Origin of the sequence: Aminivibrio sp. (assembly GCF_016756745.1) — a bacterium.
In the GTDB taxonomy this organism is placed as follows: domain Bacteria; phylum Synergistota; class Synergistia; order Synergistales; family Aminobacteriaceae; genus Aminivibrio.
Genome location: NZ_JAESIH010000044.1, coordinates 1 through 13,328 on the forward strand (window position 1 = coordinate 1; position 13,328 = coordinate 13,328).

At 57.6% G+C, this 13,328-nt stretch carries 11 protein-coding genes and 1 tRNA gene; 1 reads left to right on the plus strand and 11 read right to left on the minus strand.

Going from position 1 to position 13,328, the window contains the following annotated elements:
- Positions 1 to 600 precede the first annotated feature (600 nt).
- The 10 genes from JMJ95_RS05915 to JMJ95_RS05960 form a co-directional block, all read right to left on the minus strand.
- On the minus strand, positions 601 to 795 hold the full coding sequence (locus JMJ95_RS05915; protein ID WP_290683583.1) for a hypothetical protein: 195 nt from the start codon (positions 793 to 795) through the stop codon (positions 601 to 603).
- Positions 796 to 1,120: 325 nt separating this feature from the next.
- A complete protein-coding gene (locus tag JMJ95_RS05920; protein WP_290683585.1) occupies positions 1,121 to 2,479 on the minus strand; it encodes an FAD binding domain-containing protein in 1,359 nt (452 codons plus the stop codon).
- The gene (locus tag JMJ95_RS05925) at positions 2,476 to 4,785 is read right to left on the minus strand and encodes a xanthine dehydrogenase family protein molybdopterin-binding subunit (RefSeq protein WP_290683587.1); all 2,310 of its coding nucleotides are present in this window, start codon (positions 4,783 to 4,785) and stop codon (positions 2,476 to 2,478) included. Before JMJ95_RS05925 ends, JMJ95_RS05920 begins: the two co-directional genes overlap by 4 nt.
- 16 nt (positions 4,786 to 4,801) lie before the next feature.
- A complete protein-coding gene (locus tag JMJ95_RS05930; RefSeq protein ID WP_290683589.1) occupies positions 4,802 to 5,725 on the minus strand; it encodes a diguanylate cyclase in 924 nt (307 codons plus the stop codon).
- Between the two features lie 18 nt (positions 5,726 to 5,743).
- Positions 5,744 to 7,057 (minus strand): amidohydrolase family protein, encoded by a 1,314-nt coding sequence (locus tag JMJ95_RS05935; RefSeq protein WP_290683591.1) that lies wholly within the window; start codon positions 7,055 to 7,057, stop codon positions 5,744 to 5,746.
- Positions 7,054 to 9,375 carry a molybdopterin cofactor-binding domain-containing protein gene (locus tag JMJ95_RS05940; protein WP_290683593.1) on the minus strand — a complete coding sequence of 774 codons (2,322 nt, stop codon included), beginning with the start codon at positions 9,373 to 9,375 and terminating at the stop codon, positions 7,054 to 7,056. The genes JMJ95_RS05935 and JMJ95_RS05940 overlap by 4 nt, the downstream gene beginning before the upstream one ends.
- Positions 9,368 to 9,835, minus strand: coding sequence for a (2Fe-2S)-binding protein (locus tag JMJ95_RS05945; protein WP_290683595.1), 468 nt, complete (start codon positions 9,833 to 9,835; stop codon positions 9,368 to 9,370). The genes JMJ95_RS05940 and JMJ95_RS05945 overlap by 8 nt, the downstream gene beginning before the upstream one ends.
- Positions 9,832 to 10,653: an FAD binding domain-containing protein gene (locus JMJ95_RS05950; protein ID WP_290683597.1), complete on the minus strand. Its 822-nt coding sequence runs from the start codon at positions 10,651 to 10,653 to the stop codon at positions 9,832 to 9,834. The genes JMJ95_RS05945 and JMJ95_RS05950 overlap by 4 nt, the downstream gene beginning before the upstream one ends.
- A 97-nt stretch (positions 10,654 to 10,750) precedes the next feature.
- Entirely contained in the window at positions 10,751 to 11,878 is a 1,128-nt protein-coding gene (locus tag JMJ95_RS05955; protein WP_290683598.1) for a DVU_1551 family NTP transferase, read from the minus strand.
- 9 nt (positions 11,879 to 11,887) lie between these two features.
- Positions 11,888 to 12,490, minus strand: a complete 603-nt coding sequence (locus JMJ95_RS05960) for a transglycosylase SLT domain-containing protein (protein ID WP_290683600.1) — start codon at positions 12,488 to 12,490, stop codon at positions 11,888 to 11,890.
- Positions 12,491 to 12,630: 140 nt separating this feature from the next.
- On the opposite strand from JMJ95_RS05960, the gene JMJ95_RS05965 reads away from it, so the two are divergent.
- Positions 12,631 to 13,206: a nitroreductase family protein gene (locus JMJ95_RS05965; RefSeq protein WP_290683602.1), complete on the plus strand. Its 576-nt coding sequence runs from the start codon at positions 12,631 to 12,633 to the stop codon at positions 13,204 to 13,206.
- Here JMJ95_RS05965 and JMJ95_RS05970 read toward each other — a convergent pair.
- Positions 13,207 to 13,290, minus strand: a tRNA-Leu gene (locus JMJ95_RS05970).
- Positions 13,291 to 13,328 lie beyond the last annotated feature (38 nt).

Consider the following 13,328-nt stretch of genomic DNA (forward strand, 5'->3'; position numbering starts at 1 on the left):
TTTCTTCTTTCTAAGACGGGAAAGAGAGGGTGCGTGTTTGCGCTTAAGTAGTTTATCGCAATAACCCTAAATCCGCTAATTTTTCAGGCAGAGGGAGTGTCGCCGGGCATACGGTGAATTCGCCCTCCCCAGGGGCGAAGAGATTATCCCCTGGGAGGGGCGCCTGAGGTGAGAGAAACCGACACGGATGTCGGTTTCACAAGCAGGCAATCGGCGAACGCAGGGAGCCGCGGGACTCGCTTGGGCAGTTGTCACGAACGACAATCTGCACCCCCCGCCCAAGCGAGTTCCGGTGACACTCCCCGCTGAGGTGCGGATTTAGGATAACAAACGGACATTGACAAAACGAACCGGTCCTCGCAGACTTTCAACGATCAGTCTCTTGACCATCGGATCGGCTCGTCAGGACAATTTCACCTTTTCAAAAGGCAAAGCGGAGCTTCAGCGTGAAGAAATGCGCGAGCATCACGAACCCATGTGAAGGCGCACCCTTTGTAGGAGCAGATTTCGTAATGCCCCCTCCCCGGATTTCTATACTCCTTGAAGCTCTCCTCTATCGCCGCCATCGCCGTCCCCTGGTATGTCCCTGTTGCGCCACCACTATCGGTCTTTGTAGCCGAAGAGCACCGCGGAGGACGCACTCGTCCAGGTGGCATCGAACCATATATCTGATTCGGGGACCGAACATCCGACCACGAGGTAGCGGTATTTTTCGACAAGGCGGCTCCGGAGCCTGTCGCCGCATCCGGAATCGACGAGCACGACGCGGGGGCGGGGAACACCGAGCTTCGACAAGCAGATCCTCCCCCGAGATGTCCTCCTGCGGCATCGACGGCTCTTTCCTTCATCGGTCACGATCTATAGGCGGTACGAACACCTCGCCCCTCGGACTTATTACTGAATTTTACATCGAATGGATAAGAATGTTCAGCTTCTTCTATTTTTATGGTGCGCTGTAGAATTAACTGCCTGCGAGTAGAGATTCAAACTTTTCAGTCATAATGATCGCGCCTCCCAGGTGAAGGGCTGTGTGGTCGCAAACACTGCCTTGCCGCTGTTCTCCGAACAGCCCGGAGAGATTTTTCCGTCCACATCCGCGAAAAAGGCCGTGCCCTTTCGGTCAGTTCTCCCGGAGAGAGAGGAGAAATCTCCGTACAAGGTTTCCCGTCACCGTTTTTCTGAATTCTCCGGACGTCCTTGGGTTTATCTCCCGGGAGGCCCTGTCCGCAGCATCATCTGCCAGTTCGGCCGAAAGTCTTTTGCCGGAAAGAAGCTCCTCGGTCTCCTGAAGGCGGACAGGAAAGGCGGACATGCTTCCTGCTGCTATGCGCACATCCTTCAGAGTTCCTTTCTCCAGGACGGCGGAACAGGCAACAGATATCCTGGAAAGGGTCAGTGCCGCCCTTGAACCCCGCTTGTAAAACGCCTGCCGCAGAGAGGTCCGGGGAAGGGGGAGAGAGACGCCGCGCAGGATTTCATCTTTTTTCATGACCGTCTGCCTGTAGCCGGTAAAGAATTCCTCCATGGGAATCCGCCGTTCTCCCCTGACGCTCGCCAGGATGACCGACGCCCCGAGAACCAGCAGGGGAACAGGAAGGTCGGCGGCGCCCGAGGCGGAAGCCAGGTTTCCGCCCAGAGTGGCCCTGTTCTGCACCGCCCGGGCACCGCTCAGTTCCGCTGCCCGGGCAAGGGCGGGAAAGAGAGCAAGCACGTCGGGATGTTCCATGATCATGCTGTCGCCGGCGCAGGCCCCCGCGAAAAGATCATCGCTGCGGAGGACTATTGTTTTGAGCTCTTCCACTCTTGAGAGGTCGAGAACCTTCTTCACCTCAACTTTTCCGTTTTTCATGTCGGGATAGAAATCGGTCGTTCCCGCGAGAAAGGTTATTTCATCGCCGTATTCGGCCCGTATTTCAAGGGCTTCATCGAGGGACGAAGGCTGAAAAAAGGATTTTCTTTCCTCTTCGGTAAATTCCGGCGGATAACAGCACACCGGTCCGCCGAAAGGCGGGATTTCCTCTCCGTACCCCATGTCCGCCGCCTTCTCCACTGCCCTGATGATTTTCTCGTAGCCGGTGCACCGGCACAGGTTTCCGGCGAGGGCCGTTCTGATCGCGGGTCGGTCCGGATGAGGATTTCGGGCGAGAAGAGCCCTGGAGGCAATCACCATCCCCGGGATGCAGAAACCGCACTGCACGGCCCCTTCGTCAGCATACGCTTTCTGTAAGATATCCGGGGTGTCCGGCGAACCCAGCCCTTCCGTGGTGAGTACTGTCCGCCCATGGATCTGCATAGCAGGGATCATGCATGAATTGACAAGTTCTCCGTCGAGAAGGACGGCACAGGCGCCGCACTCCCCCTCCCCGCATCCTTCTTTCGTACCGGTGAGTCCAAGGCTCCGCAGCACGTCCAGAAGACGGTCCAAGGGACGGGTTTCCAACACCCGGAGCGTCCCGTTGATGACACAGGTTATTTTCATTGTTCTCCTGCCTTCCGTTCCTGCTTTTTTCCCCGAAGAAGGGAATGCAGATATTCTCCTGTCACAGGAATCCTCTCGGGAAAGATTCCCGTCGCCTGCCCGACAGCGGCGACAAGCGCCGGAGCGCCTGAGTCCATGGGAAGCTCACCCAGCCCCTTCGCTCCGTAGGGTCCCCCCGAGAAGGGTACTTCCTGAAGATCCACGGAAAAATCCGGCGTGTCGAGGGTCGTCGGGATCAGGTACTGGTTGAGGTGTGCCGCGGTGTAGCTTCCGTTTTTCATCTCCACGTCCTCGAGGTAAGCGTAGCCGAAAGCCTGGAGGGATCCTCCTTCAATCTGGCCTGCGGCAAGGACGGGAGAAACAGCCTTCCCTATCTCGGCTGAGACATGGGCTTTCCGGGGCGAAATTTCGAAGGTTTCCATGTCCACCTCGACCTCCACCACATTGGCGATCCAGGCGTAGGCCTTGTACGCGTCGCCGGTGTAGGATGCTTCATCCCAAGAAAATCCCGGATCCGGCCGATAACGCGCTGTCGCGGAGAGAACTCCGGGGAAAGAAGCAAGCCTCTTCGCCATGTCGAAGAAAGGAATCCGCTCATTTTCGCCTGCTGAGAAAGCTCCCTTTTCAAATGAGACAGGCGTACCGGCGAACTCTTCAAGTTCGGCTGCCTTTTCCGCCATCTGCTCTACAAGGGAAAGGCAGGCGTCCTGGACCGTTTTTCCCACGTACATGGTTGTCCTTGATGCGACCGTGGGGCCGCTGTTCGGGACCACTGACGTATCGGGAATATGGTGAACCACTTTCGTGAAGTCCAGTCCGAGGGTCTCCGCCGCAATCATGGGAAGGACGGTGGATGCACCCTGGCCCATTTCAACGCTGCTCACAAGCACCTCAACCTTCTCGCCCCCTGCAACCCGGACGGATGCGGAGCCGTTGATATTTTCTTCCCCGCTTCCGGTAAAACCGCCGCCGTGAAGCCCGAGGGAGAGACCTATGCCCTTCTTGAAAAAAGGATTCTTTCTGTTTTCTTCGTCGAACAGGCGCCGTTTCTCCCGGTAACCGGACATTTCCACCACTTTGTCCAGGACCAGCTCAGCCGACATGCCTTCTCCAAGGACCTGTCCGTAGGGAAAGGAAAACCCGTTTTTCAGGAGGTTTTTCTTCCGGAGGTCCAAGGGGTCCATTCCAAGAACCTCTGCAATCCTGTCCATGTGCCGCTCGACGGCGAAATTACTCTGGGGAACCCCGAATCCCCTGTAGGCGCCGTTTGGAGGTGTGTTCGTGGCCACCGCACGGGCCCTGACGGAGACGTCGGGAATGAAGTAGCACCCGGTGGCGTGGAGAATGGAGCGGGAGAGTACCACCTTGCTCATGGTGGTGAAGGCTCCTCCGTCAAGGATGATGTCGATTTCCGCAGCCACCAGGGTTCCGTCCTTTTTGACCCCGGTCCGGTGCCTGATGATCGAAGGGTGCCGTTTGGTTGTGCACAGAAGGTCTTCTTTTCTGTCGTAGACCATTTTCACCGGTCGTCCGCTCTTCAGGGCGAGAAGGGCCGCATGGAGTCCAAGAATGGACGGATAGTCCTCTTTCCCGCCGAAACCGCCCCCTGTCACGGTCTGGCGAACTCTGACCTTTTCGGGGAGAAAGCCCAGTCCCTTGACCAGGGCCGAGTGAACGTAATAGGGACACTGCATGGAACCGATGACCTCCATGGATCCGTCCTCTCCTGGAAGGGCTGCCATGCCCTGGGTTTCAAGATAGACGTGCTCCTGGTGTTTTGTCCTGTAGGTCCCTTCCACAATAAGGTCCGCCGAAGCAAATGCCCCGGCCGCGTTCCCCGAGGCAACTGTATATTCGTCCATGACGTTGTTGTCCCCCCAGATGACCTGGGTACAGGCTATGGAGTCCTCCACGGTGAGGACGGGGGGGAGCTCCTCCATGTCCACCGTAACTGCTGCAAGGGCCTCCATGAGGGTTTCCTGGTCCGGGGCAGCCACCAGGGCAACCGCCTGGGTCGGGAAGGAGATCAGGGAATCAGCCAGAGCAGGGTAATCGTCCCTGATCATGGAAACCGTGTTGACCCCGGGAATATCCCGCGCCGTCACCAGGACAGCCCGGCTCCAGTCAAAAGAGGGATCCTGCCGGATTCCCTTTATTCTTCCCCTGGGCACCTGGGCGCGCACCGTTCCGCCGACCCAGCATCCGTCGATGGTCAGGTCATCCAGAAATTTGGCACTTCCGCACGCTTTTGCCAGGCCGTCGGTTCTCGGAAGCCGAGAACCGACGAGGACCGTTTTCTCGTTCAAGCGCCGCTCCCCCTTCCTATTCCGCACCCGGTCGGGCGTTCCGGGCCATCACGTTTCTCATGTACAGGCCGCGGACGTCCTCAATGGAGGCATACCCCGACGAATCTAACCATTCTCCTATCTCCCGGGCCACTTTTCCGTATATTCCCGGCCCGTGCTGTATGGCTGCAGAACAGATCTGCACAAGGGACGCTCCGGCCATGAGGAACTGAAGGGCGTCCCTGCCGGTATAAACACCTCCCACGCCGATAACCGGCTTCGGCTGAACCGATGCTATCTGGTAGACAATGCGGAGGGCAATGGGGCGTATGGGAGGTCCGGAAAGCCATCCCTGGCCGTAGGTAGAGCCCAGCGGAGGCTTCGCCGTGTCAATGTCGAAATCCAGGGCCGGTCCGAAGGAGTTGATGGCGACAAAACCATCCACGATGTCCGCCGCCCGCACCGCCAGTTCCTCGATATCCGGGGTGTTGGGAGAAATTTTCATCCATACGGGAACGGATACGGCCTCCCGGAGCGCCCTGGCCACGTCGAGGAGAGGATCGATGGACTTTCCGGTATAGTGGGTGGAAAACTCTATGATGTCGGGCCCGACTTCTTTTTCCAGCAATCTGCCCAAGGTCCTTACATCGTCCGGCGTGTAGCCTACGGAGACGATGAGGGGAACCCCGGCACGCTTGATATCCCGGTAGGCTTCCAGGTACTCCTCCACCGGCGTCTCGGCCCAGGTTTCGCAGTTGAGAAGACCGCCGCACGAGGCCTTCCGTATGGTGGGTCTCGGGTCCTTGGCAGGAACCACGGAGACCGTTTTTGTCACGATTCCTCCGGCTCCGCCTGCCACGGCATCGTGCATCCTCGCCGCCGTTCCCACATTCGGCCCTGCGGCTGTCAGTACCGGATTTGAAAAAAAGACATCATGTACCCGTAAGGAAAGATCTGCCATGATTTTGCCTCCCTGAACTCACAAATTTCGAAAGCGGAGCGATAGGGCCGATGCCGCCCTTTTGGCCCGAAACCGGAGAGAGTCCATGTCGTGACCGGGGAATTCTCCCTTCCGCCAGAGGATTTTCCCGTTGACCACCGTGAGATGGGCTTTCCCTCCCTTTGCTCCGAACAGGAGGTGCCCGAGTAGGTTTGTCTCCGAAACGGGAGAAAGGGGGATGTAATCGAGAACCGCAATATCAGCCGCTGCTCCCGGCCGGAAACCGGTCCGGACCGGAAGGCGTCTCTGAAGAACTTTTTCCGGGAAACGGAACATCATGTCCGCCATTCTGGAATAGGGTTCCCCGCCCCCGGCCCCGAGGAGCATGTAAGAGCGAAGAGCGGCCACCATGTCTCCCGACATCCCGTCCGTCCCCAAGAGATGCCCGGGAAGCCTGTCCCTGTCCGGTTTTCCGACCCGGTTGTTGGCGTTGGATTCAGGATTCAGGACGACCACTGGCCTGATCTCCCCGAGAAGGGAATAGTCCGTCTCCGAGAGATGGACACAATGAATCAGGAAGCTGTCCCCGTCCAGGAGGCCGAAGGAGTTCAGTCGGTCCACCGGGCCCTGGTACCCCAGCTCCCGGCAGAATGCGAGATCCTCCGGAGCTTCCCCGCAATGAACATGAACGGCCATTTCCGCCGGCTTTTCCGTCGAGATGAAAGCCAGCGTCTCCTCCGAAAGGGTCAGGTTGGCGTGAAGCCCGAACATTCCTCCAAGGAAGGGATCGCCGCGGTGCTTCTCCCAGAAGGAAACATTCTCCGCCACCTGGCGTTTCATCGCCTCTTTCCCCTGCCTGTCGGATGTCTCCAGGCAGAGCACCGCCCTTATCCCCGCGAGAGAGACGGCTTCCGCAGCCACGTCGAGGCTCTCGCGGTCGAAATTCATGGAGGCATGATGGTCGAAAATCGAGGTCACCCCGAAGGAAAGGGAATCCAGGGCTCCCATGAGCACTGAAAAATAGAGCGACTCCTCGTCGATCATCCTGTCCAGCCGCCACCAGAGATTTTCGAGAATCTCGGGAAAGGTCTCCGTCGGACCTGCCGGGGAGATTCCCGGGGCAAAGAAGGAGTACAGGTGGTGGTGGAAATTCACGAGTCCCGGAAGAATCAGCCGTCCTTCCACGTCGTAGAAGGGGATGTCATCTCTCCGGACGGTCTCCCAAGGACCGATCTCCACGATCCGGCCCCCGGAGACGAACAGCGCCCCGTCTTCGAGAAAAAGCCCCGCCCCGTCTGCCACGACACCCCGTCCAATGACAAAGTCCTGGCTGTCGCCGTATTTTCCGGTCATTTGACACCCTTGATCGCCGCGAGCACCTTCTCGGGAGTCAGGGGAAGATCAAAGATCCTCCTGCCCGTGGCGTCGAAAATGGCATTGGCAATGGCGGGGGCCGGTCCGTTGATCCCTATCTCCGAAATGGATTTCGCACCGTAGGGGCCCGTGGGCTCGTTCGATTCCGCCAGGATGGTCTTCATTTCCGGCATGTCCAGGGTACCGAAAATCTTGTAGTCCCAGAAGGAGTTGTTCGTCATCTTCCCCCTCGGGTCGAAGAGATACTGTTCCGTGAGGGCGTAGCTTATGCCGTTCATGGTGGCCCCCTCGATCTGTCCCTCGGTAAGAACGGGGTTGATCGGCCTCCCGCAGTCTCCGGCAGAGACGAACTTCACCAGGCGGACCTTTCCCGTTTCCAGGTCCACGTCCACTTCGGCAAAGTGAGCCATAAAGGGTGCAGGAGATTCATCACCCGTGAAAGAGGCGCCTGCCTGGATCTGGAACTGGTCGTGGCTGTACAGGGCGAAGCAGGCGATTTTTGAAAAGGACGCTTCCTCTCCGGTCTGCCTGTTCACTACAATCCCTCCGTCGCCGAGGAAGAGCGATTCAGCAGGGGCGCCCATGAGGACAGCTGCCGCGGACAGGATTTGGTCCCTGATCTTCCCGGCGCAGCGGAGTACCGCCTGGCCCGAGACATAGGTGGTGGAGGAAGCGTAGGCCCCGGTGTCGAAAGGGGTAAGATCAGTGTCGGAAGAAAGGATGAGAATCATTTCCACGGGCACCTTCAGCGTTTCCGCGGCTATCTGGCTGAGGATGGTGTCCGACCCCGTGCCGATATCCGTGGCACCCACGTACAGGTTGAAGGAACCGTCGTCGTTCATCTTCATGGACGCGCTTCCCATGTCCACTTTCGGGATGCCCGAACCCTGCATGGAGACAGCGGCACCCACACCCTTGACCCACGAGCCGGAGGTGATCCTCTTTCCCCGGAGCCTGCTCCAGCCGATTTCTTCCGCTCCGCGGTCCAGGCACTCGGAGAGTTTGCACGACTTGATGATCTGGCTTACCCCCTCGGTTCCTTCCCCGATCGCCTTGAAAACTTCGGAGGTTTCCCCCTCACGAATATGCCATTTCTTTATGTAATCGACAAAATCCATTCCAATTTTTCTGCTTATGCCGTCCACATGCTGGTTGAAGGCGAAGTACCCCTGGGTGGCACCGTATCCCCGGTAGGCGCCCCCCACCGGAAGGGTGGTGTAGACTGCTCTACCGGTGAAGGAGACATTGGGTATCTTGTTGAACATGGGCAGAACCTTCGACCCCGCGTTGGAGAGCACCGTGAGCGCATGAGCCCCGTAGGCGCCTGTATTCATGATATTGTTCATTTCCAGGGCGGTTATGGTGCCGTCCCTTTTTACGCCGGTCTTTATGCGGACCCTCATGGGGTGCCTCGTCCTGGCGGTGGTGAAGACTTCACGGCGCGTAAGCTCTGCTTTTACGCTCCTCTTGTATTTCCACGCCGCCAAGGCCACGTAAGGCTCGAGAATGATCTCCTGCTTGCTGCCGAAGCCTCCGCCGATCCTCGGCTTCACGACCCTGATCTTGTGGGCGGGAATACCCGTCACCCTGCTGACTGTCCGACGGGCATGGAAGGGGACCTGGGTCGAGGAATAAATAACCAGCCTGCCCTTTTCGTCGAAGGTGGCAGTGGCCGCATGGGGTTCCATGGCACAGTGGTTCGTGTAGTGGGTCCTGTAGGTTTCCTCCTCGATGAAATCGGCTTCGGCGAAGCCCTTTTCCACGTCGCCGAAGGAAAAAAGCACTTCCCCCGCCACATTCTCTTCCGGGCGGTACGGCACGGGAAGGGGAGCGAAAGCTCCGTCATCGTGGAGACAGGGGGCACCCGGATCCATGGATTTTTCCGGGTCAAAGAGGGGTTCGAGCTGACGGTACTCCACCCGAACGGCCCCCGCCGCCGCCCGGGCTGCCGCAGTGGATTCCGCCAGAACTGCACCGACGATATCGCCCACGTACCTCACCTTCTTGTTGAAGAGGGCGGTGTCGTAGGGCGAGGGTTCGGGATATCCCTGCCCGGCCGTGGTGTACAGTTCCGAAGGGGTGTTGCCCGAATGGAAGACATCCACCACCCCCTCCATGCTCCGGGCAGGATTGTCGTCGATGGACAGTATCTCCGCATGGGCGTGGGGGGAATAAAAGAAGACCAGATGAAGAGGATCCTTTACCTCGAAGTCTGCTGTATACCTGGCAGTGCCGCAGGCGAGGGAAAGGGAATCCACCTTCAGGATCGGCTTTCCGACCACGGAAAGATCACTCATAACTGCTCATCCTCCTTGCGGCGAGACGGACCGCCTCAATGATCTTGACGTACCCGGTACAGCGGCACAAATTTCCGTCAAGAGCCCTGCGGATCTCGTCATCCGTCGGGTTCGGCGTCTTTTTCAGAAGGCAGTAAGCGGCCAGAATCATGGCCGGAGTGCAAAAACCGCATTGGACGGCCCCTGTCTCGACAAAGGCGGTCTGCAGCGGATGGGGAGCATGAATAGAACCTATCCCGGCCACCGTGAGAATCTCCTTCTCCCGGGCAGAGGCGGCGAAGACCTGGCAGGAATTTACCAAGGAACCATCGAGAACCACTGCACAGGTACCGCAGACTCCTTCCCCGCAGCCCCTGTGGACCTCGGTGCAGCCGTGCTCCCGGAGAACGTCCAGAAGGACGGCGTCAGGAGCGAAGGACCACTCCTCTTTCCGCCCGTTGATGAAAAATGTTCCATTCATCGGGTTCCCTCCTCCCTGAAAAGGGCTGACTTCACGCAGCGTTCCACTTGGACGGCGGCTATTTCCGAGAGATATTCTGGGGAGCCCGCAGGCTTTCTTCCGAACCGGACAGCGGCCATCTTCCGTATGTCAAGGGATGAAACTTTCGCGAGGTCCGCGCCCTTCAGCGCCTCCTCAAGTTCCGCCAGCCTGACGACCCTGTCTGTCCCTCCCGAAAGGGCGACCCGTATCCTTTCCACCCTTGACCCGTTCGTGCGGGCAAGAACGGAAACCGTAAAGGCCGGATAATCAAATCCTACCCTGACCTCCCGGTGATAGACCGATATCCAGTCGGACGGGTCGGGAAAAAGGAGTGAGGTGATCAGGGTTCCTTTCTGGAGTGAGCGGTCAGCCAGCCACGGAGCGAGATCATGGGTGCCTGCGTTCTGTCCTTCCGTACGGATTTTTCCCTCGAGGACAGCCATGGGCCCTATGAGGTCGGACCAGAGCGGAAAAAGGGACGCGCTGCCTCCCATGGTGATCCTGTTCCGCAGAGGCGTGGAGGCAGCCGCACCAAGGGCTGCGGCAAGAATGCAGCCAGGGTAAAGGTTCGAGAGATTATCGGCTGCGGACGCAAATGTCTGGTTCGCTCCGATTTCCAGAACGCCCCTGTCCGTTTTCAGGTAATTCAGCGGAACCCTGGAAAGATCCACCACTCCGGCGAAAGAACCGATACCGCTTTTCACAAGGTTCGTTCCGCCTCCGTGGGGAACGAACCTTTCCCTTCCGAGAAGCGCTGCCGCTTCGTCGATCGTCTCCGGGAAATACCATTGCACCATATCCCTATGTCTCCCCCTTTATCGAAACGCTCCAAGGTATATTCATTCATGCCGGCGGCCTGCAGGCCGGCCCTTTACACCCTTAACTTTACCTTATTCAATGTGAGCCGTCCAGAGTATGGTTCTCTTCTCCAAGAATATCTGCGATCTTTTTCCCTGCTTCCCTTTCGATCCAGCGGACAATTCGCCTCGCCCGGGCAAACCGTTTCCCGATGTTTGAGCGTGCATCGCGGTCGTCTCCGAATTTCTCCATGGCGAGCCTTTTTCTTTCGGCAAGGGGCACGACAAAACTTCCCCGGACCAGCTTGTCTGCCAGATAGAGAAGCTTCGCCTCCGGAGCTGCCCGGGGAGGAAGGTTCATGTGGCAGGAAGCAACGGCCGCCACGGCAGGAAAACCACAGACTTCGAGGAAAACCTTTCCTGCGGCGTCATGCTCGGGCAGTGCCTTGCAGATGTCGTGCAAAAGGCAGGCGCACTCAAGCAGATCCCTATCTGCCCCGGCTCGGCCCTTTAGAGCCCGGGCGAGCTTCAGGGCAACGGAGGCAACCTTTTCCGAGTGGGCCAGAACCTCTTCAGGAGTGCCGGCAATGGTGAAAAGAGACTGTCGCTCAGCCGGAGAAGGGATGTGAATTCTTTTCGCCCTCAGGCGCATCCTTTCGAAATCCTCCGGCTCGTCCATGTCGAGCAGAACTCCCTCGTCGGCTACGGCCAGGTCGATGGCGCTTTTTTCTCTCATCTCGAGGAAACGCCTGAACCCTCCTTCACCGGAGTAATTCAGGATATGGGGTATGAAGGAGGCTCCGATAAGGGGGGGATGCCCCCGTTCCCCACGAAAGAGAGGGTAGGTGATTCCCCGGAAAGACGCATATCTTGCGAGGAGCCGAACGGTTGCCGGCCGCACGGTGGGAATATCGGCAGGAAGAAGAAAAAAAGCTCTGGAAGAAGACGAAAGGGAAGCCGCTCCCGTCTGCACGGAAGAGAACATCCCTTCAGAAAATCTCGGATTGAAAACGGGACGGGCTCCCGCTCGCGCTGCACAGTTTTCCGTTTCCTCCCTCCGGAATCCCGTCACCACCACGACGTCTCCTATGCCGGCCTCGGACATGGAGCGGACCGCCCATTCAAGGGCAGTTAGTCCGTCCAGTGCGGAAAGCGGCTTGAAGAAGCCCATTCTGCTGGAATAACCTGCGGCGAGAATAACGGCGGAAATTTCTGAGGGCTTCATAAGAACTGCTTACGTCGTCGGCTGGAGCCGCCTGAATATCTGTGAGATGGCGATATAATGGCTGTGGATTGAGTTTCTGTAGGAAGCGAGGGATCTCCCCCTGTACCGGTCCAGCCCCAAGTCCACGTCTCCTTTGCATTTCTTTATGTTCTCGGCGAGGATGTGGGTTCCTATGCGCACATTGTTGGAGGGAATTATCAGATCGGCCTTCGAACGGACCGGGAAGGTCCTTATGATCCATGGCCTGTTGGCGTTCCAGTTGATCTGCATGAGACCGTAATTTCCTTTGCTGACCGCCTTTTCCTTTATGGTGGATTCCTTGACCATAACGGAAGCCACAAGGAAGGGATCAAGATTATACTGGGCCGAATAATCCTCGATGAGCCGGGCGTAATAAGAAACATTCTTCGGGGGAACCTTGGGATTTTTCCTCATGAAGTAGGTCTCGATGGCCTTTATCCTGTTGCGCTGGTCCTTTTTGGAGCGAAAGCGCTGCATTGTATGGAATTCCTGGCTTGTGGAAAATGGAGCCGAGAAAGCGTACCTCACGTCCACGGTAAAAAACAGGAGAGCGGTCAGCAATAAAATACAAGGTGCAAGACGTATTCTCATAATGATGCTCCTTTCTGCAGGCAGTTGCTCCTGCCGAAGAGGGTAAAAATTTTAGCCCATTATAGCAATTCTTCGATTTTTGGGCTATTGTTATCTGTGTCCCCATGGGACTCAAAACACAAAAGGAGGCGACTCGCCAAATGAACCCGGTGATGGAAACAATCAGGAACAGAAGGAGTGTCAGGAGGTTCCGGCAGGACCAGCTTCGACGGGAAGACCTCGATGTCATCCTTGAGGCTGCGATCTGGGCCCCCAGCGGCCACAACGCCCAGCCATGGCATTTCCTCGTGATCCAGGACAGGGAAAAAATCGACAAGATGAGCGAAAAGACCATCAGCCTCATGGCTGACTCCCCCATCGAATGGGTCAGGAAACTGGCGGGGAAAGAGGGGTACCATGTTTTCCACAGGGCCCCCACGGTAATCGTCGTCTCGGGGAAAGAGCCGGGCGAGAACCTTCTTTTCCCCCACGCCGACTGTTCCGCAGCCATACAAAACATGCTCCTCGCCGCAGAGTCCCTTGGCATCGGGAGCTGCTGGATCGGTCTTACCGTCTTTCTTTTCGGTATCCCCGAGGAAGTGAAATCCCTGGGGATTCCGGAAGACTACCGGCCTCTTTATTCCGTATGTTTCGGTTATAAGGACGATTCCTTCGTTCCGCCGGCTCCCCCCAGGAAAGAGGGGAAGGTTTCCTTCTACCAGGCGCAAAAATCATAATGGTGCGAGAGGGGGGACTCGAACCCCCACGCCCTGAGGCATCAGATCCTAAGTCTGACGTGTCTGCCGTTCCACCACTCTCGCTCCGGTGTTCCAATGCCGTGGCATAATAACATTATTGA